Origin of the sequence: Chroococcidiopsis sp. (genome assembly GCF_051657925.1) — a bacterium.
Lineage (GTDB): Bacteria > Cyanobacteriota > Cyanobacteriia > Cyanobacteriales > Chroococcidiopsidaceae > Chroococcidiopsis.
In genome coordinates this window covers 1-20508 of sequence record NZ_JBOFLP010000291.1, presented here as the reverse complement: position 1 = coordinate 20508, position 20508 = coordinate 1, and the positions used below count along the sequence as shown (strand labels likewise).

The window sequence follows — 20508 nt, the reverse complement described above, 5'->3', positions numbered from 1 at the left end:
GCACGTTACCGCAACTGCGACACGAAACAAACGTACTGTGTCCTCGTCGATGGATAAATAAAATTCCCTGCTGTCCCCGTGCTTGCAACTGCTGCAAAGCCTCCAACAGCGCACGGCTGAAAATCGAGCGATTGTCTTCCTGAATCTCCTGGCGCATATCCACCACTTCTACAGGTGGGAGAGGGCGGGATTGGATGCGTTCTGGTAAAGAGAGGTAATGAGTAAAAGAGTCGGGAGTCGGGAAAGATTGGTGCGTGGTGCGCGAATCAAATTTAGATTTTGGATTTTGGATTGTAGATTGTTTTTCTCCCTCAGTTCCCTCAGCTACCCCAGCTCTCTTCCCCTGCTCCCAGCTCGTCCCTGTTCGTCCCTGCTCCCTACTAATCACCCAACTTTCCAACGAGGGGGTTGCAGAACCCAATACTAAGGGACAGTTTTCTAATTCAGCGCGCCACTGGGCGACGGTACGGGCGTGGTAGGTGGGAATGGGGGAATCTTGCTTAAAGCTGCTGTCGTGTTCCTCGTCTAAAATAATTAAACCAAGACGGGGTAAGGGGGCAAAAATAGCAGAACGAGTACCAATGACAACTTGGGGTTCTCCTAAGAGCATTTGTCGCCAGGTATCGTATCTTTCTCCATCTGAGAGGGCGCTATGGTAAACGCATACTTTGCTACCGAAGCGGGCGCGAAAACGATCGGTAAGTTGGGGAGTTAGACCGATCTCCGGTACTAAAACTAGAGCCGATTTGCCTTGACGTAATATGGGCGCGATCGCCTGTAAATAGACTTCAGTTTTACCCGATCCCGTCACCCCATGCAATAAGACGCGATCGCATCCCTCTAGTTGAGTAATTGTTTCTACTGCTTGTAACTGAGCTGCTGTCAGTGTTTTTGGCTCGTCTGCTGCTTGCAATACTCCTTGTTCTTGCCGCAGCATTTCCCGTTCTGAAATCACAACATAGCCCTTCTGTTCTAATGTCTTGAGGGTGCTAGGACTGGCGTTACACAGCCGTAACAGTTCGCTTAACCAAATATCGCTGCCCTGCCGTCGCAACACGTCTAAAATTTCCTGTTGTCGAGACGTAATATCTCGTTCTAATCCCGTACTTACCAATGTCACCGCTTTTTGCAACTTGGGGCGTGTCAGGCGGGGTGGTTCTAGATAACTTTCTACCAACGACATGCGCAACAATTCTCGCACTCCCCGATAGGCATTCCTGACTTGCCTTTGCAGGTAAACAAAGCTGTAGTCTTTGTGTGGTTGAGCTTGCAGCAGTGCCAAAATTTCTTTCGCCGCCGGAGTGAAGAAAGCATCAACACCAGGTTTGATTTCCCCAATTAGTTTAATCCGACGCTGCGATCGCCCTAACAGTCCAGGGGGCAAAGCAACGCGAATTGCTGCAATCAAGGGAGTGTAGTAATATGCTGCCACTCGATTGAGTAGCTCCCAATAAGCAGGCGGGAAAAAGCCCCGACTCACCACATCTTCAACAGCACGAATTTTGTCTGGGGATAGATCGACGGGAGGCTGCTCTACAAATCGTAAGGCGATCGCTCCAACTTGATTTGCCCCAAACGGCACGCTGAGGATATCTCCCGGTTGTACCGTCAATTGAGCTGGCAACTTATAGGTATAGATCTCCTGCGTTCCAGGGCAATCTACCAAAACTTCCAGCCAACGCTGGTTCGTCTGCGATTGGTAGTATCCTTGTAGTTCAGCTACCACAGATCTGCCTGTTAAATTTACCCCGACCATACCTAAATTAGCCTACTCCTACAATTACCCTTGGCGCGACCTGTGGTAATCCATATTACAATTTGCCTTCTGAATTCGCAATGAAGTGAGTAGTTGTCAGTTGTCATTTATCAGCGATCGGGGAGCAGTTAGTTATTTTATCTCCTCTGCTCCTGAAGCCCCGGAAGCTCCCTCTGCTCTCTTCCGACTGCTAATAAGTATTTTCTCCCCATTGGTAGAGATTTAAATGGTTAATTCTATGCCATCCTAATTTTTAGGAACAAATACTTTAAGAAAACTTAATGAATCAGATTGGCATATGTGTATAATTAGTAACTTTTATTCCTTAGCCTAGCATATATTTAGGAATACTAAACATCCTATTGGCTTGGTATACATCATAACTTTCGGAAGAACTATTTGTTTTTCGGAAATACACAACGACCTTTAACAAAAACTTAATAACTTTGCCATAGAAAAACAGGAAATCTCTTACTATTTACATTGCATTTCAAACGATAATTAGCCTACGATAAGCATGGTTGGAAAATTTAATAAAACTCTCGCTCTCAATTTACAGTGTTTATTGCCGAGCGAATTTGGTAATAAAAAATACGAATTTGAAAGGTTTTCAAGTCGAGAAAAACTGATAATAAGCTTCTCATAAGAAGATAATTACCCAGAAAAGTTTCAAGCCTGAAACTTAATTAAAAATTAAGTAGTCTCCAATCTACCTTGTGCAAGTGTTTATGTACGAAAGAAAGCAGCCGTACCAACACGATCGCTTCCCTACCCCTGAATTCAACAGCGATATAGATATTGCCGAAATAGAGGTAATTACCGCTTTGAATCGAGAAGTCGAATCGGAACCAGAGCAGCTACCCGAGCTAACAACACCTACTATAGAAGACACAGCGATCGCCTTGACAGAAGGGTGGGAGGCTGACGAGCGAGACTTTGATGGGATTGGAGCAGCAAGAGCTTCGGAGTATCAAAAAACTCAGTTTGACGACGCAGTGGGAGCATTTTTTAAAGAAATGGCGCGTTATCCCTTGCTGAAAGCAGACGAAGAAGTAGAATTAGCGCGTCGAGTCCGGTTTTTAGTTGAAGTTGAAGAAATTCAAAGAGGAATACAAAAGCAACTCAAACGTCAACCAAACCGTGAAGAATTGATAGCGGAGTTAGGAATTTCAGAAAAACAATTAGAACACCAACTGTATTTGGGACGAGTGGCAAAGCGGAAAATGATTCGTTCTAATTTACGCTTGGTAGTTTCCATCGCCAAACGTTATTTGAATCGTGGTTTGCCATTTCTAGATCTCATTCAAGAAGGCGCAATGGGACTCAATCGCGCCACAGAAAAATTCGATCCCGACAAGGGATATAAGTTTTCTACCTATGCCTATTGGTGGATTCGTCAAGCAATTACGCGAGCGATCGCTAATGACGCTAGAACAATTCGGCTACCAATTCACATTGTTGAAAAATTAAATAAACTTAAAAAATATCAACGCGAGCTGAAGCAAAAACTCCAACGCAATCCTTCAGAAATTGAATTAGCCGCAGCATTAGAAGTTCCACCAGAACAGTTACGTCAATTACAACAGTTACGGCGCAAGGCTTTATCTCTAAATCATCGAGTCGGGAAAGAGGAAGATACAGAATTAGTCGATCTTTTAGAAGACAACGACGCTCAATCTCCCGAACAACAGATGAGCGAAACCATGATGAGACAGGAAATATGGGATGTTTTGGGTGATGTTCTCACTCCCAGGGAAAAAGACGTAATTTCTCTGCGTTACGGTTTAACGACAAGCGAACCTTGTACTTTGGAGGAAGTCGGTTGTTTGTTTAATCTCTCTCGCGAAAGAGTTAGACAAATTCAAAGTAAAGCCATGCGTAAATTGCGCCGTCCTCATATTGCTAAACGCTTGAAAGGATGGTTATTGTAATTTTAGATTTTGGATTTTAGATTTTAGATTGGATCCGAAATCTAAAGTTTGGTTATGAATGATAAATTTGTCTTGCGCCCATCTCAACCAACTGATACTCATGCCATCTTTGAATTGATTAAAGCATTGGCGGAGTATGAAAAATTATCTCATGCTGTAGTTGGTAGTGTGGAGGCATTACAAAAACATTTATTTGGTTCCCGTCCCTACGCCGAAGCAATTGTGGCTGAATCTGACGGCAAAGCTGTAGGATTTGCGTTGTATTCCTACAACTACTCTACATTTCTCACCAAACCTGGAATTTATCTTGAAGATTTGTTTGTTTTACCAGAATATCGCCGCCAGGGGATCGGTAAAGCCATATTCAAATATTTAGCAGAGTTAGCAGTAGAAAGAGATTGTGGGAGAATGGAATGGAGCGTCCTAGATTGGAACAAACCCGCGATCGCATTTTATCACCAAATAGGGGCTGAAATTTTGGCAGATTGGCGAATTTGTCGCATCACCTTTTGAAGGTTAGAGATTAGTTACCATTTCTGTAGGGTGCGATGCATATGTCGCACCCTACGAGTTATGAGTCACAAAATATGAACTATAGCGATCGCCTCACTTCGCGCTACGAAATTCAACAACAATTGGCAAAAAAAGCCGGACGCAAAACGCTGTTAGGGCGGGATTTAGAAACTCAACAATTAGTTGTTATCAAACTCCTTTCCTTCGGAATAGATTTTGAGTGGGAAGCGTTGAAGTTATTTGAACGGGAAGCAGAAACTTTAAAAGCTTTATCTCATCCTGCTATTCCCAAATATTTAGATTTTTTTGAATTCGATACACCCTACAGTAAAGGGTTTGCTCTGGTACAGTCTCATGTAGAAGGAAAATCTTTAGAAACAGAACTCAAAGCTGGACGAACTTTTAGTGAAGTGGAAGTTAAACGATTAGCTAAATCAGTACTAGAAATTTTGATTTACCTCCACGGACAAAAACCACCCGTCATTCACCGCGATCTGAAACCTAGCAATATTTTGCTTGGGGATCGCATAGAAAAAATATATTTAGTCGATTTCGGTTCTGTCCAAACTCTAGCTTCCAAGGAAGGCGGAACGATGACAGTCGTGGGGACATACGGTTATATGCCTCCCGAACAATTTGGCGATCGCGCCGTTCCCGCCTCCGATTTATATAGCTTAGGTACAACTTTAATTTACTTGGTTACGGGGACTCATCCCGCCGATTTACCACACAAAAACGGACACATTCAATTTGAATCGGTGGCAAATTTGAGTCCTGAATTTACCCGCTGGTTAAAGTGGATGACCGAACCAAACTTAGATCGGCGTTTGAGTTCGGCTCGGGAAGCGTTGGCAGCGTTAGAACAACCTGTAAATATCGTACAGACAATTTCGCAACCGTTTGGGAGTAAAATTAAATTACATCAAGATGCCAATTCTGTAGAAATTTTGCTTCCTAGCAAAGGTTTTAGTCCTGAAATTGTCTCTTTAAGCTTATTTGCGATCGCCTGGAATTCGTTTTTAGTATTTTGGCTAGCCTCGGCTCTCATAACAGCACCAATGGGCATGAATCTCTTCTTCGGCTTATTTTCACTGCCTTTTTTGGGCGCGGGTGCAAGTATGGTTTGGCGAATTCTTTCAGCTTTATTTGGTAAAGTCCGAATTAGTTTAGATCGTAACTATATTTCTCGCAGTTACGAAATGTTTGGTTTTCAGTTCAAACAGCCACGCCATCAAATACCGAGACAAGAGATCGAAAAACTCGCGATCGCATCTTTTGGCAATGTCTCCCGCTTGACAATTTGGGCGGGAACCAGAAAATACGAATTCGGTAACGATGGTTCTATCTCTCCTTCTGAAATTAACTGGCTAGCCCAAGAACTCAGCACCTGGCTGAAAATCCCAGTTACCAAGTCGTAAGTTGTCAGTTGTCAGTTGGAATTAACTACTCCCTGCTCCCTGCTCCCTGCTCCCTGTTACGAAGTTATCGCACCCCAACTATGATTAATAAGAAAGAAGGTTGACAGGAGAATTATATGTTTGGTCTAGGATGGGCGGAAGTCGGAATCATCTTCATCATCGCAATTCTAATTTTTGGTCCCAAGAAAATTCCCGAATTAGGTAGTTCCCTGGGGAAAACCCTACGCGGCTTCAAAGAAGAACTGAAAAACCCCCAGGAAGATCGCCCTGAATCGGAAGATTAATAGGGAAAGTCAAAAGTCATCAAAGTTACCTCTTGCAAATGACAAATGACAAATGACTAAATCTGATTCACCGACGATACGATCCCAGTTGGTGAATCTTGCGCCGCCACGCTGGGAGGCTGGAGGGAATTATCGCTCAAAGGATTACGGGCTTGAATTAAGCTAATGGCACGGCTGACGCTTTCTGGCAGGATCACCACCAAACTACCATTGGAGGCAGTGTCTAAACCCGTATTGATTGCTGTCGTCTCATCTAAGACGATCTCGTAACGACAATCGGACTTGACTTGCATGATTCCCTTGGAAATTAACTCAGCCGCATCTCCTCTAGGGCGACCTCTGTTATCGTCGTCTTCTTTAATAATGATGCGATCGAAAATTTCTGCGGAAAGCTTACCCAGGATGATAAAATCTTCGTCACGGCGATCGCCAGGACCTCCGATGACACCGATTCTTTCTCCTGCCGTCCAGTTACGCACAAATCCCCCTAATGCCTCGTAGCTGTGGGGATTGTGAGCGTAGTCTACCAAGGCATGGTATTCACCCAGGTTGAATAAATTCATCCGCCCAGGAGTCTGACTGCTGGAAGCACGGAACGTAGCTAATCCAGCACGGATCTGTTCGATCTGCACGCCGTAGGCATAAGCTGCCAAACTAGCAGCTAAAGCGTTGGCAATCATAAACGGTGCGCGTCCGCCCATAGTTAACGGTACGTTCGCCGCCTGTTCGATCCGCAGCGTCCAATCTCCCTGCAAAATTGATAGGTAGCCGTTTTCATACACCGCAGCCAATCCCCCCTGTTGAGTATGCTCCCGCACTAAAGGGTTGTCTGAAGACATGGAAAACCAAGCTAGCTTAGACTTGACGCGATCGCGCATTTCTGCTGTAAGCGGATCGTCGGCATTGAGGACGGCATAACCATTCGGTTGCACGGCTTCCGCCACCACGCTCTTGAGGTGTGCCATTTGTTCGAGCGTGTCAATATCGCCAATGCCCAAATGATCGGCAGCCACATTTAACACAACCCCAACATCGCTAGCATCAAAAGCCAGTCCCGATCGCAAAATGCCTCCCCGTGCCGACTCTAGTACGGCAACTTCCACCGTGGGGTCTTGTAAAATCAACTGGGCGCTTTGGGGACCAGTATTATCGCCTGGTTCTACTAAATAATCGCCGATATACGTTCCATCAGTTGTGGTGTAACCGACAACCTTGCCACTCTGTTTAATCAGGTGTGCCGTCAAGCGCGTAGTGGTTGTTTTACCATTCGTTCCCGTCAGGGCAATAATTGGAATTCGGCTGGGCGTACCTGGGGGAAACAACATATCTAATACTGCCCCAGCAACGTTACGAGGAATACCGCGACTGGGAGCAACGTGCATCCTAAAGCCTGGAGCCGCATTCACTTCTACAATTACGCCTTCAGTTTCCCGCAACGGACGGCTGATATCAGAGGTGACAATATCGATCCCCGTGATATCTAAGCCAACGATTTTCGCGACTCGCTGCGCTAACCAAGCATTTTCTGGGTGAATGTCATCGGTACGGTCTACAGCGATCCCGCCCGTACTCAAGTTTGCCGTTGCCCGCAAGTAGCAAACTTCGCCCTCTGTTAATACCGTATCTAAGGTATAACCCTGGCGTTCGAGCAATTGGAAACTAGTGCGATCGAGTTGAATTTTGGTCAGAACGTTATCGTGTCCCTCACCCCGATTCGGGTCTTGGTTCGTTTCTTCAATTAACTGTTCGATCGTACTCTCACCATCACCAACAACGTGAGCGGGGACGCGCTCGGCAACGGCAACCACCGTACCATCTACGACTAATACGCGATGGTCGCGCCCGACGTAGTAGCGTTCGACGATTACAGCGCGAGAAACTTCTTTAGCAGCATCGTAGGCGGCTTCAGCTTCTTCCCAGGTTCTAATATCGATCGTGATGCCCCGCCCGTGGTTGCCATCCAAGGGTTTAATCACAATTGGATAACCGCCAACAGAGGCGATCGCATCTTCTAATTCATCTAAATAGCTAATTGTCGTCCCTTGAGGAACGGGTACGCCGGCATTGTCTAAAATCCGTTTCGTGCTTTCCTTATCGCAGGCAAGTTCTACACCCAAAATTCCCGTGCGATCGCTCATCGTAGCTTGCACCCGCTTCTGATTCGCACCGTAACCCAACTGAATCAAAAACCGCGCCCCCAAATTCATCCAGGGAATGCCCTTAGCTGCTGCTTCTTCTACAATCGCTTCCGTACTCGGTCCTAACGCCGCATCCCGATACAGTTCCTTGAGATCCTGCAAATCCTGCTCTAACTCAACTTGGGAATATCTTCCTTGCTCCACAATACTTTGGCACATCCGCACGGCAGCCCTTCCCGCATAGCGTCCTGCCTGCTCGTCTTCATAGTCAAACACCACTTGATAAATCCCTGGTGTTGAAGTTTCCCGCGTCCGTCCAAAGCCGACTGACATGCCTGCCAGTTCTTGTAACTCTAAGGCGATATGTTCCACCACATGCCCCATCATCGTGCCTTCCCGCACCCGCATCAGGAAACCACCACGACACCCAGGAGAGCAAAAATGCGATTCTAAACTCGGTAGAGTCTCGACTAGTCCTTCATAGAAGCCTGGAATTCGATCTGTCGGTTGCTCGGCTAACTCTTCTAAATCGAGCCGCATCAAGATCAGCTTATGTCGGCGAATGCTCCAATAGTTGGGACCGCGTAAAGTCTGGATTTTCAGAATTCTCATGGGATTGGGAAATGGGGGGTGCAACCAATTAACTAGTGTCTCGCTCAAGACTTCGCGACAACTGTATCGAAAATCACATTTTCACTGAAAATCGAAAATGCAGTTCATATTCTTCCCAACGAAAGAATATAACTCCGAATTCCGACTTCTGACTTTTGTACGGGCGGGTTTAGCAGAGAAATTAACAGCCTTAGCCATAAATCTTTGGTCAAAACCCGCTCCTACGAATACTTGACTTACAACTTTTGTACGGGCGGGTTTAGCAGAGAAATTCACAGTCTCAGCCGTAAATCTTTGGTCAAAACCCGCCCCTACGAATACTTGACTATTGCGGTAGTCTCTGCACGGGAGCCAAAACGATCCGCTTTTGTAAATGATAGCGATCGCCATAACTCAGAATATGTACTCGCAGGTTATGCAAACTCAAAGGCTCGACAGCACCAATATCGGCATGGTTAGTGTAAGACATTTCCCCAGGATCGACAATTGTAACTGTACCTTTGCCCATCACCCTTAAAGTGCCATCTTTCTCGACCATAGCGCAAGTATCTTCATCGATACCGATCCCCAAACGATCTGGATGACAGGCAACTGCACTGAGCAACCGTCCCATCCGATTGCGATTGTGAAAGTGTTGATCCACAATCGCATCAGGGATGATTCCCAGACCGATCGCCATATCTACCAGCGCTCGATTTGGTGACTCGCCGCTGCCACCGCCAGCAATCATGTGATGCCCCATCACGGCAGCTCCCGCACTCGTACCAGCTAAAGTTAGCTGTCCCCGCTGCACCCGCATCCGAATAATATCCATCGCTGGGGTATCTGCCAACACCGCACACAGACGTAGTTGATCCCCCCCGGTCAAAAAGACTCCCGTACAAGCAGCCAGACACGCCTGAACGTTTGGCTCCTCGCACTGTTGTCGTTCTCGGATATCCAAGACTTCGACTTTTTTTGCTCCCATTTCTTCAAAAATGCTAAGATAGCGTGCGCCAATAATTGTCGGTTCGCGAGAAGCAGAAGGAATAATAGCAATGTGGGCATCTGTCGATCCGGCACGAGCAAAAAACGTGTGCAGGATTTCCCTTCCGTGAACCTTATCCTCTGCTCCACCGATCACCAAAATGGCTGTTTTTGTAGCTTGGGGAGTCCTCATTTCCAGCGATTGAGCCTCTAATTGCACCATTGTTTCTTTCCTTCTCGTCAACCCCATTCAATGTCCGCTCCCGCGATCGCTTCAGTGCTGCAAAGCATTCAATCCGAGGTTGAGACCGTACCAATTGAATTTTTTTTACCCTGACCGCTCAGTAATTTGCCAGACGTGACAATATTTAAACATAATTTAAACAATAAGCAACACTTTTGTCATTGAGTGGTGAGTGGTGAGTGGTGAAGCGGTCGGAAGCGCGCGTGTCCCGCGCATTGGAAAGCAAGCGGAAGCGCGCGTGTCCCGCGCATTGGAGCCGCGTCGTGGTGCGTGAGAACAAGACACTGCTAACTGGTCACTGGTCACTGGTCACTGGTCACTGATAATTGCTCCCTACTCCCTGCTCTCTACTCCCTTTCTTCACTGACAACTGATAACTGTTTAATATAGTCATTTTTCTGGTTGAGTTTTTGTGCGCTTTGATATAGTTACTCTCTTCCCCGACTTCTTTATCTCTCCCCTTAGTTCAGGATTGATGTGTAAAGCTTTGGCAAAAAAAATTGCTGAGGTAAATCTGGTCAATCCCCGCGACTTTACCACCGATAAGCATCGCAAGGTCGATGACGAACCCTACGGTGGTGGTGTAGGGATGTTGATGAAACCAGATCCGATTTTCGCTGCCGTTGAATCACTCCCAATTTTACCGCGTCGAGAAACGATATTAATGACTCCTCAAGGTCAACCTTTGAATCAATCGTTGCTCAAAGAATTAGCAGGTAACTGCGAGCAAATAGTCATTATCTGCGGGCATTATGAAGGGGTAGACGATCGCGTACTGCATTTAGTCACGCGAGAAATTTCTTTAGGTGATTTCGTGTTAACTGGAGGAGAAATTCCCGCTCTAGCATTGATGAATGGAGTTATCCGGCTACAACCAGGAACGGTAGGAAAAACAGAGTCTCTGAAAGCCGAAAGTTTTGAGGCAGGGTTGTTAGATTATCCTCAATATACTCGTCCAGCAGAATTTCGCGGCTGGAAAGTTCCAGAAGTTCTACTTTCGGGGAACCATCAAGCGATCGCCCAGTGGCGCTACGAACAGCAAATTCAACGCACCCGCGATCGCCGTCCCGATCTGTTAGAGGGAGCGCACGAGCAGGGAGCAGGGGGAAGAGAGCTGAGGGAGCAGAGGGAGCTGGGGGAGAAAGAAATTTAAAATTCAAAATTTTCCTACACCCCACACCCTACACCCTTTCTTCACTGATAACTGTCAACTGTCTAGTCTTTTTGCCGCAAATGCGATCGCCTCTTCTACAGTCGAGATTTTACCTTCGATTTGAGCCAGTTGAATCTGTAACAGCATTTCCCCAATCAGGGGACTAGGGGAGAGTTTAAGAGCTTTCATTAAGTCATGACCTGTCAAAATTGGGGTAGGATGGGCAACTGGATCTTTGGGGTTGAAATAGCGGTGAATGAGCAAAGAGAGTGAATCTATACTCGTTCCTTCTACTACAGCTAAAATTACAATCGCGGGAAAAACAACACTAGCAGCACGAAAGAGAAAGTATTGGTCTGCTAAAGTCATTTGTCTGGGTGATTTTGCTTGGAGTTGAGGTAATAGTTGTAAGGCTGTAGTGACAGCTTTAATTTCTGCCCGACTGTAGGCTAATTTATCTAACTCTATTTCTGCTGTGGCTGAATTTGTAGAAACGAGACAAGTCAGTTTGACAATTCCCAACCAGGAAGTTTTGATTGTATTTCGTACTGGTTGACTGAGTTCTCGAACTAACTGGGGAAATGATGATAAGCTAGCAGCGGCAGAGTTAACCTTGAGTAATCGCTCTATATGCGATCGCGTCATACTAGGAAACCAAGGTGCAAGTAACCCATCTTCCCCAGCAGCTTGCAACCATGCCGTACCGCGATCGCTATTCAGGAGATAGCCTAATTCTACTCGTACTCGTTCGGCTGCTACTCGTTTGATTAAAGGTGCAAGCTGACGAATTGTCGATCGCGTATTTGGTTCGAGAGCGAAATCTAACTGAGCAGCTTGACGATAACCTCTTAGCAATCGTAGCGGATCGTCTTGCAAATTTGCAGGCGATATCATCCGTAACAAGCATTGCTGTAAGTCAGTATAGCCCTGTAAAGGATCGATGAGTTCTTGAGTGTGAGGATTGTAGGCGATCGCATTAATCGTGAAATCTCGTCGTTGCAAGTCGGTTTCGAGAGAAGCACCTTCTTGTAAGGCAAAATCAACGGTAGCATTTTTAAACACAACTCTAGCAATCTGCCTTTGCGCGTCGAGTAAGACAAAACCAGCTTTGTAATGTTTGGCGATCGCCCTAGCTGTCTCAACCGCTTTTTCTGGTAAAACAAAATCTAAATCCAAATAATCTGAGTTTCTACCGAGTAGGCGATCGCGGACTGCACCACCTACTAGGTACGATGGTTGAGGCAACCATTCCCAGCCAAAGGGCAGATCGGTAAATAATTGAGATAATAAAGAGGGAGACATCGCAACAAAAATCAACCCAGCAACTGACTCACATCCAGTTTGTATAAGCTAAATTAACAGAAAAGCAAATGGAGAAGGTTCTATGTGCATCTGCGTCAATTGCCATTACGTGGATCGCTGCATGACCTATCATGCAGTAGAACACCAACACCAGCAACCCCACTTGACCGAAAACCCAAGTTTTGAACCAGTTGAACCAAGCATTAACGTCAATATCCGTCCCAAAGAAGACTACATTGAAATGGAATGGGACGTAGTAGGTTGCCTCAGTTTCAAAGCCGAAATGGGTAAATGGTCAAAACTGCGCCCCGGCGAACTCGTACCCACTTGAGAGTGAGTAGGGAGCAGGGAGCAGGGAGTAGGGGGGACAAGGCAGAATAATCACAAATGACAAATGACGAATGACGAATGACCAACTACGCCCTTGCTCTACACACGACAACACCAGAGTTAGGACTGGCAATTAGTAATTTTCAGGAAGATAGACGCGATCGCGTTGTGCATTTGGGGCGCGATCTGTCAAGTCTTTTGCACCAAAATTTAGCAGAGTTTCTGCAACCTCAAACTTGGTCAGATTTGGCATTTATTGCTGTAGCTAAGGGACCAGGAGGCTTTACAGGAACGCGCATTGGCGTGGTAACGGCGCGGACGCTAGCGCAACAACTCGATATTCCCCTATTTGCCATCTCAACTTTAGCCGCAGTCGCCTGGGGACATCGAGGCGAAAAACCTATCGCTGTACAAATGCCAGCCCAGCGAGGACAATTATTTACGGCAATTTATCAATTGACTTCAGATTCACAAGCCTTAACTCCCCTATTAGCAGATACAGTTATGTCTCCCGAAGCATGGCAGCAAACTTTGGTTGATTTTTCAGCTCCTTATCAACTAGTTTCTGCCGAGGGTAATTTAGGGGCTTCTGTCTCCCAGATTTTAGAATTAGCCGAACTCGAATGGCAACAAGGCAAACGCCCCCACTGGTCAGCAGCATTACCTTTTTACGGACAGCATCCGGTAGCTTGAAAAGTCAAAAGCTAAAAGTCAAAAAGCAGTGGGTTCAGAATTCTCTCTTATTCCCTACTCCCTACTCCCTACTCCCTGCTCCCTACTTCCTTATATCTTTTCAGCTAAATAATTATTTTTAGTCAGTTTCAGAATTATCGACATTAATTGATAGGGATTGATGGGTTTAGAGAGATGTATTTGAAAACCAGCAGCGATCGCACGCTCGCGGTCTGAATCTCTGGCAAATCCAGTCAAGGCGATCGCCGGGGTATGAGTACCTAGTTTTATCTCTAGCATTCTAATTTGGTGAATCAAAGCATAACCATCTTCGCCTGGCATCCCCAGATCGCAAACCATAATATCTGGTTTGAACTGGGTAAAGGCACCGATCGCTTCCGGTACTGAGCTAGCAACAACAATCTCAGCACCGTACTCCGTGAGAGCTACTGCCAATAATTCCAAAGTATCGGGTTCGTCATCAACCGCTAAAACTTTTCTCCCCACTAAGGGATATGGTTCTGATGTCTCCAACCAGAGATCGGCAGTAGAAGGCTGCCGATTTTGACTCAATTGTTGTTTTGGTAGTGGAAGCTGAACTGTGAAAGTCGCTCCCTGTCCGACTCCGCCGCTAGCAACACCAACTGTCCCACCGTGCATTTCGACGATGTGACGGACGATCGCCAGTCCCAATCCTAACCCGCCATGCGATCTGGTACTTGAGCTATTTTCTTGCCGAAAGCGATCGAATACATGCGGCAGAAACTCGGCACTAATGCCTTGACCGCGATCGATAATTTGAATTTGAGCGTAGCTGTCAATTTGAGCTTGGCTGTTAGAATCGTCCGCAACTAATGATAGGCAAATGTCCGCCTGTTGACCTTCGGTAGAAAACTTAATTGCGTTACTTAGCAAATTCCAAAAGACTTGTTGCAATCGGTTAGAGTCAGCCAAAAGCAAAATTTGTCTTTCTATTTCTGCGTCTTCCCAATCAGGATCGACTGTAAACTTAAGTTGAATTCTTTTTGCATCAGCCATCGGTTGTACTGCCTTAATTGTTGCAGCAATAATCGACGGTAGATAGACCGGAGCAAACTGAAGTTCGAGCGTGCCTTGAACAATGCGGGAAACATCTAATAAATCTTCAATTAAATGTTGTTGCCATTTCGCATTGCGTTCGATCGCTTCTAATATTTCCCATTTGGTAGTCGTCGTAAATTTTCGCGTGCGAAGTATTTGCGACCAACCAAGAATGGCATTGAGCGGTGCGCGTAGTTCGTGAGAGACAACAGCTAAAAACTCATCTTTGATCCGATTTGCTGCTGTTAAACTTTCGGCTTGTTCTCTTAGGGTATCTTCCATCTGCTTCGTGGAAGTAATATCTGTATGGGAACCAACCATGCGAATTGCAGCGCCAGTTTCATCCCACAAGACTTTGCCGCGAGACAAAATCCATTTGTAAGTGCCATCTTTACAACGCAGGCGATGTTCTGTACGGTAAAATTCAGTTTGTCGGGCAAGATGCTCTTGTAGCGATCGCATCACCGATTCCACATCGTCTAAATGCACGCGGTTCGACCATTCTTCAAAGCAATTCCCAATCTCATTTTCTGTATAACCCAGCATTGCTTTCCACCGAGCTGAAAGAAAAACTGTATTATTTTTAAGATCCCAGTCCCAAATTCCGTCATTAGTACCGTCTAGTGCTAAATGCCAGCGAGCTTCACTTTCTTTGAGTTCTAACTGAATGCGTTGGCGTTCTCGCCGAGAAGCAGCCTCTTCAATCTCTCGTTCGATCGCGGGGACTAGACGCGCCAAGTTCCCTTTCATAATGTAGTCGTGCGCTCCGGCTTTCATGGCTGCGACAGCAGTTTCTTCACCAATATTGCCAGAGACGATGATAAATGGAATGTCTAAAGCTTTAGATTGCAATACGTGCAAAGCAGCAGTGGCATTAAATTTTGGTAATGAATAATCGGCTAGAATGATATCCCACTGTTGGCGATCTAGGGCGCTCGACATTGCCTCTGGAGTTTCTACCCTCAGCCACTCTACATCGCAGTTATGGTGTTCTAGATGACACACCAACAACTCAGCATCATCTTCTGAGTCTTCAACTAGTAAGATACGTAGAGGTTTACTCACGGTATGAGTTACATAGCGGGAATTCATTTAAGTGGAGCCAGTATAACCCAAGTTGCCGAGAAGCTACCAAAAAATCCGTAAAGTTTACAGGTTTGCGCACGTAGCTATTGCACCCTAATTCGTAGCTGTTAATCATATCTTCCTGTTCGTTGGAAGTTGTCAGTACGACAACGGGAAGAGAACGAGTTTTTGCATCAGCTCGTAAGCGGCGTATAACTTCTAAACCACTCACCTTCGGTAAATTTAAGTCCAGCAGTACTAATGTTGGTTGCTGTTTGGGGTGGCGATCGCTATATTTCCCAGTATGAAATAAGTAGTCTAGTACCTCAGCTCCATCGCGGACAACATCAATTTCATACTCTAAACCACTGCGCTCAAATGCCATCAGCGTTAGTTCTTCATCATCGCGATTATCTTCTACTAGTAAGATCAGTTTTTTAGACATTTTTTCTCAGTTATCGGTGAAGAATGGGGTGTAGGGTGTGGGGTGTGGGGTGTAGGGAATTTTGAATGCATGAATTGCTCCCTTGTCTCCCTTGTCTCCCTACTCCCTTTGAATTCTCAAATTCTCTCTTGTAGTGTGAAGAAAAATGTTGTGCCTCGATCTAAGGTACTTTCTGCCCAAATTTGCCCTCCGTGACGTAGAACGATCCGCTTGACTGTAGCCAATCCAATGCCATTACCAGGAAATTCATCTTCTGAGTGGAGGCGTTGAAAGGCAACGAACAATTTAGCAGCATATGCCATGTCGAAGCCAGCACCATTGTCACTAATAAAATAAACATTAGAAGAATTAAAAGGAGATAAAGAGCGTTCCGTAAAGAATTTGAGCTGTTTTAATGGAAGCTTGCCAAATTCAATTCGAGCAAATTTTTTGCGTGAGGTAAATTTCCAAGCGTTGTTGAGTAAATTCTCAAATAAAACTCGAATGAGTTGTGGATCTGCTGGTGCGTTGATATCAGGAGCGATCGCAAATTCTACGGCTCGTTCTGGTTGTGCCTGTTGTAATTCTGAAGCGATATTTCGCACCACTGCGCTCAAATCGAGATTTTGTAACCGCATTTCGCTGCGCGTCACCCGCGATAAGTGAAGCAATTCTTCAATCAGTTCTCCCATTCTTTGACTGGCAGCACGAATACGTTGCAGATAGTGTTTCCCTTTCTCGTCCAAGTTAGTACAGCGTTCTAGTAAAGCTAGACTGAAACCATCGATACTGCGTAGTGGGGCGCGAAGATCGTGAGAGACAGAATAGGAAAATGCTTCTAGTTCTTTATTCGCAGCTTCTAATTGTGACGTGCGCTCGGTTACCCGTTGTTCTAGATTATGATTGAGTTCTTGTAGAAGTGACTGTTCTTGTTTGCGCTCTGTAATATCTTGCAAATAAACTGATAACCCGTTCGCCGCCGGATAAACTCGAACCCCTAACCATTTGTCAAGTGGTACAAAGAATTCTTCAAATCGGACGGTGACTTGCTCGGTTGCGGCTCGGCGATATTCGCGCTCAAATATAGTTCCTACAATTGCGGGAAATTCAGACCAAATGTGACGATTGAGTAATTCATCTGGCGATCGCTGCAACAAGTTTTCGGCTTGGGAATTAATGTAGGTAAATCGCCAGTCGCCGTCCAAGGCAAAAAACGCATCGGAAATGCTTTCTAGTAGTTCGGTGACTTCTTGACGAGCCTTTTGTTCGCGTCCCAACAATTCATCCAGTTGTTGATTGGCGTGTAATAATTCGGTGGTGCGTTCTGCAACCGCATTCTCTAAATTGTTTTTTGTTTGTGCTAGCTCGGCGATCGCTTTCGCCAATTGGCTTTGAGTCTGAGCTAGCAGCAACGGTCCATCAATCAGTAGCGAATACTGTCGGCGCAGTGCAAAGTAAATGACAGCAATACTAGCAGTCAGCAAGTCCACAACAACTTGCACCTGCATTGTCAGTTGGGCAAATCGTGGATCGACAATTCCACCTACAACATGGACAGAGTGACCCACCGCACAGGTGAAAAAGATAATAACAGTTGCTAGAACGAGTGGGTTCTTGAGTAAATGCTCTTGTCCGCGTCGGAGTCCTTGAAAGATCAGGAAGGATATTGCGAAGTAGCAAACCGCAATGACACTATTTGCACCCAACAACAGACTACTAAGCATAAGCAAGAAAAGCTGGAAAGAATATTAAGGAATAATCCAGCTTAATCCACCTCTACAGTTATCAGTGAAGAAAGGGTGTGGGGTGTGGGGTGTGGGGTGTAGTGAGTGGCTAGTGGCTGGTGGAACCAGTGGAACCAGAATTGCTTCCGATCTCTCCTCTGCTCCTCTGCTCCCTTGCCTCCCTTGTCTCCCTTGTCGCCATGCGACTTGCGACTTGCGACTTGTCTCCTACCGTCTGACACTACGAGGATCGAGAGCATCGCGCAAGCCATCTCCTAATAAATTAAACGCCAGCACTGTAACAATAATTAATATCGCGGGAGGCCAAACCAACCAAGGTTGTAGTACTAAAATTGAGGCATTTGTTGCTAAAGAGAGCAAATTGCCCCAAGATGGATCGGGTTGCTGAATGCCCAAACCAATTAGACTTAATACCGATTCTGCCGCAATAAATCCAGGTACGGATAGAGTTGCTGAGATGATGATATACGTTGCTGTTTGAGGCAGAACGTGACGGATGATGATGTAGAAAGGATCGCCACCCATAGCTTTAGCCGCTTGAACGAATTCTCGCTCTTTAATCGATAGAACTTGTCCGCGAATTACTCGCGCTAGTCCAGACCAACTGATAAAAGAAGTAATTAAAACAATCAGCATAAATCGCTGGGCGCTACTTAGTCCTGGTGGTAAAACTGCTGCCAAAGCAACCAATAGATAAAGACCAGGAATCGTCATTAATACTTCTACAAGACGCATGATCGCGCTATCGATCCAGCCACCAAAATAGCCAGAAATACCGCCGACAATCATGCCGAGGGGAAAAGAGATAGCGACTCCGATTAAACCGACGCTGAGGCTAACGCGCCCCCCATGTAGCAGGCGGCTAAATTGATCGCGTCCCTGTTCGTCAGTTCCCAACAAGTTAAATTTAGCCCCAGTTGTACCGAATAAATGCAGATCGACGGGAATGCCGCTAAATATTTCCACTTCTTCAAAATTATTGCCCAGTGGTAAGCTGAGACGAAACAGTTGGTAGCGATCGCCTGCAACAAATAAGCGGAACCAAGCAGGCTTAGTACGGTCTACAATCAGTTGGCGATCGCCTGTATTTAAATCTGTCTTACCTTGAGTCGTAGGATAAACGTGGGGTCCAACAAATTGCCCCTGTGTATTCTGCCAATAAATTTGTGTGGGTGGCAGCAGGGAACCATTAGCTTGAGACTCATAAGGGTCGTAGGGTGCGACAAAATCAGCAGCGATAACCGCAATGTAAAAAATGAGTAGTAGAATCGCCCCAAAGCGGGCGAGGGGATTCTTTTTAAGTCTTTGCCACCAGTTCATGATTGGGGAGGAGAGTAGGGGCGCACAGCCGTGTGCCCTTGTAGCCAGTTAAGTCTGTATTTTAAGCTAAATACAAAATTTCACCCTATTCCACATCTTTAATCCGAGTTTTCCGTTCCAAAACTTCTTTCAATACCAACGTCACTACAGCCAACAGTGCTAACAGTACAGCAGCAGAGTAGGCGGCTTCGGTTTCATACTGCTTGTAAGCATCTTCAACAAATAGCGGTAAACTTTGGGTTTTTCCCGAAATATTTCCCGAAACCACTGAGACAGCACCAAATTCACCCATAGCTCTCGCATTAGTCAAAATTAAGCCGTAAAGTAAACCCCAACGGATATTAGGCAAGGTGACGCGCCAAAAGATCTGCCAGTCGTTTGCGCCTAGAGTTTTTGCCGCTTCTTCCTGATCTGACCCTAATTCTTCCAATACGGGAATCACCTCACGCGCAACAAACGGCATACTTACGAATGCTGTTGCCAAAACCATACCTGGAAAGGCAAAGATAATATTTAGCCCGCGATCTTGCAACCATTCACCAAACCATCCTTGTCGTCCGTAGAGCAAGACAATCATTAAACCTGCAACTACAGGCGAGATCGAAAAGGGCAGATCGATCAAACTCAAAACAAAAGCACGACCTGGAAATCGATGACGAGTCAGCGCCCAAGCCGCACATAGCCCAAAAACTGTATTCAGCGGTAAGGCGATCGCAGCTAACATTACGGTTAATTGGACGGCATGGAGAAACTCCGGTCGAGTCAGGTTAGCAAAAAATGGACCAACTCCTTTGCTAAAAGCTTGGATGAAGACGTTTAAGGCGGGGATGTAAAGTACTAGACTGACATAGGCGATCGCTACGACAATCAAAATGGCCCCAATCCAACTCTTTTGTTCGCTAGGCGCAGCTTTGCTATTATTCATCTGAGAATTCATATCCTTCCTAGTCGTCATACCGTCTTCCCCAAGCCTGCAAAAGATTAATCAACAGCAGCAACACTAATGAAATCAGCAGCAACACCGTACCGATGACAGTTGCACCAGAGTAGTCGTACTGCTCTAAGCGTTGAAAAATCAGTACGGGTGCAATTAAATCTCTAAAAGGCGTGTTGGAGGAAATAATTACGGTTGAGCCGTACTCCCCAACCGCACGAGAGAAACCCAAAGCCACACCAGTCAAGATGGCTGGAAATAGAGGTGGTAAAATTACTCGCACAAAAGTTTGCCATTGATTTGCTCCCAAACTCCAAGCAGCTTCTTCAATCTCGCGTTCCATTTCTTGCATGACAGGTTGCACTGTCCGTACCACAAAAGGCAGCGAAATAAAAATCATTGCTACCCATACCCCCAAACGGGTGAAGGATACCTTAATCCCTAATGGGGCAAGCAAAGAGCCAATCCAGCCATTATTGCTGTACACTGTTGCCAGCGTTAGCCCTGCAACCGATGTTGGTAGGGCAAAGGGCAAATCGATCGAAGCGTCAATCAATCTTTTGAAGGGAAATGTGTAGCGCACTAAAACCCAGGCAATCAGAGTGCCAAAAAGTCCATTCA

At 45.8% G+C, this 20508-nt stretch carries 18 protein-coding genes; 7 read left to right on the top strand and 11 right to left on the bottom strand.

Features of this window, described 5'->3' with window-relative positions:
* Positions 1–1756, bottom strand: a 1756-nt coding sequence (priA, locus tag ACRC32_RS23835) for a replication restart helicase PriA (RefSeq protein ID WP_438556304.1), incomplete at its 3' end; no start/stop codon positions are given.
* Positions 1757–2484: 728 nt separating this feature from the next.
* Here priA and ACRC32_RS23830 point away from each other — a divergent pair.
* From ACRC32_RS23830 to tatA, 4 genes are all read left to right on the top strand, one after another.
* Complete coding sequence (locus tag ACRC32_RS23830) at positions 2485–3687, top strand: RpoD/SigA family RNA polymerase sigma factor (RefSeq protein WP_438556303.1); 1203 nt, start codon at positions 2485–2487, stop codon at positions 3685–3687.
* Positions 3688–3741: 54 nt separating this feature from the next.
* Positions 3742–4200 (top strand): GNAT family N-acetyltransferase, encoded by a 459-nt coding sequence (locus tag ACRC32_RS23825; protein WP_438556302.1) that lies wholly within the window; start codon positions 3742–3744, stop codon positions 4198–4200.
* A gap of 41 nt (positions 4201–4241) precedes the next feature.
* Positions 4242–5618 carry a serine/threonine protein kinase gene (locus ACRC32_RS23820; protein WP_438556301.1) on the top strand — a complete coding sequence of 459 codons (1377 nt, stop codon included), beginning with the start codon at positions 4242–4244 and terminating at the stop codon, positions 5616–5618.
* A 116-nt stretch (positions 5619–5734) separates the two neighbouring features.
* Complete coding sequence (gene tatA, locus ACRC32_RS23815; RefSeq protein WP_438556300.1) at positions 5735–5902, top strand: twin-arginine translocase TatA/TatE family subunit; 168 nt, start codon at positions 5735–5737, stop codon at positions 5900–5902.
* 56 nt (positions 5903–5958) lie between these two features.
* On the opposite strand, the gene cphA is transcribed toward tatA, so the two are convergent.
* A complete protein-coding gene (cphA, locus tag ACRC32_RS23810; RefSeq protein ID WP_438556299.1) occupies positions 5959–8652 on the bottom strand; it encodes a cyanophycin synthetase in 2694 nt (897 codons plus the stop codon).
* Positions 8653–8977: 325 nt separating this feature from the next.
* Positions 8978–9841 (bottom strand): cyanophycinase, encoded by an 864-nt coding sequence (locus ACRC32_RS23805; RefSeq protein WP_438556298.1) that lies wholly within the window; start codon positions 9839–9841, stop codon positions 8978–8980.
* Between the two features lie 433 nt (positions 9842–10274).
* Between ACRC32_RS23805 and trmD the strand changes: the two genes are divergently transcribed.
* Positions 10275–11015 (top strand): tRNA (guanosine(37)-N1)-methyltransferase TrmD, encoded by a 741-nt coding sequence (gene trmD / locus ACRC32_RS23800; RefSeq protein WP_438556297.1) that lies wholly within the window; start codon positions 10275–10277, stop codon positions 11013–11015.
* Positions 11016–11069: 54 nt separating this feature from the next.
* Here trmD and ACRC32_RS23795 read toward each other — a convergent pair whose 3' ends face one another.
* The gene (locus ACRC32_RS23795; RefSeq protein ID WP_438556296.1) at positions 11070–12317 is read right to left on the bottom strand and encodes a CCA tRNA nucleotidyltransferase; all 1248 of its coding nucleotides are present in this window, start codon (positions 12315–12317) and stop codon (positions 11070–11072) included.
* 82 nt (positions 12318–12399) lie between these two features.
* Here ACRC32_RS23795 and ACRC32_RS23790 point away from each other — a divergent pair, with 82 nt between their 5' ends.
* Together ACRC32_RS23790 and tsaB are read left to right on the top strand one after the other, a co-directional pair.
* On the top strand, positions 12400–12648 hold the full coding sequence (locus ACRC32_RS23790; RefSeq protein ID WP_039716981.1) for a Ycf34 family protein: 249 nt from the start codon (positions 12400–12402) through the stop codon (positions 12646–12648).
* Between the two features lie 77 nt (positions 12649–12725).
* On the top strand, positions 12726–13340 hold the full coding sequence (tsaB, locus tag ACRC32_RS23785; RefSeq protein WP_438556295.1) for a tRNA (adenosine(37)-N6)-threonylcarbamoyltransferase complex dimerization subunit type 1 TsaB: 615 nt from the start codon (positions 12726–12728) through the stop codon (positions 13338–13340).
* Between the two features lie 90 nt (positions 13341–13430).
* On the opposite strand, the gene ACRC32_RS23780 is transcribed toward tsaB, so the two are convergent.
* The 7 genes from ACRC32_RS23780 to cysT all read right to left on the bottom strand — a co-directional run.
* Positions 13431–15491, bottom strand: coding sequence for a response regulator (locus ACRC32_RS23780; protein WP_438556294.1), 2061 nt, complete (start codon positions 15489–15491; stop codon positions 13431–13433).
* Entirely contained in the window at positions 15457–15909 is a 453-nt protein-coding gene (locus ACRC32_RS23775; protein WP_438556293.1) for a response regulator, read from the bottom strand. The genes ACRC32_RS23780 and ACRC32_RS23775 overlap by 35 nt, the downstream gene beginning before the upstream one ends.
* A 116-nt stretch (positions 15910–16025) precedes the next feature.
* Positions 16026–17612 carry a sensor histidine kinase gene (locus tag ACRC32_RS23770; RefSeq protein WP_438556292.1) on the bottom strand — a complete coding sequence of 529 codons (1587 nt, stop codon included), beginning with the start codon at positions 17610–17612 and terminating at the stop codon, positions 16026–16028.
* A 41-nt stretch (positions 17613–17653) separates the two neighbouring features.
* Positions 17654–17854 (bottom strand): hypothetical protein, encoded by a 201-nt coding sequence (locus ACRC32_RS23765; protein WP_438556291.1) that lies wholly within the window; start codon positions 17852–17854, stop codon positions 17654–17656.
* Positions 17841–18953: an ABC transporter permease gene (locus ACRC32_RS23760; RefSeq protein ID WP_438556290.1), complete on the bottom strand. Its 1113-nt coding sequence runs from the start codon at positions 18951–18953 to the stop codon at positions 17841–17843. Before ACRC32_RS23760 ends, ACRC32_RS23765 begins: the two co-directional genes overlap by 14 nt.
* A gap of 85 nt (positions 18954–19038) precedes the next feature.
* Positions 19039–19890 (bottom strand): sulfate ABC transporter permease subunit CysW, encoded by an 852-nt coding sequence (gene cysW / locus ACRC32_RS23755; protein ID WP_438556305.1) that lies wholly within the window; start codon positions 19888–19890, stop codon positions 19039–19041.
* Between the two features lie 7 nt (positions 19891–19897).
* A partial coding sequence (gene cysT / locus ACRC32_RS23750) for a sulfate ABC transporter permease subunit CysT (protein ID WP_438556289.1) occupies positions 19898–20508 on the bottom strand: 611 nt, incomplete at its 5' end.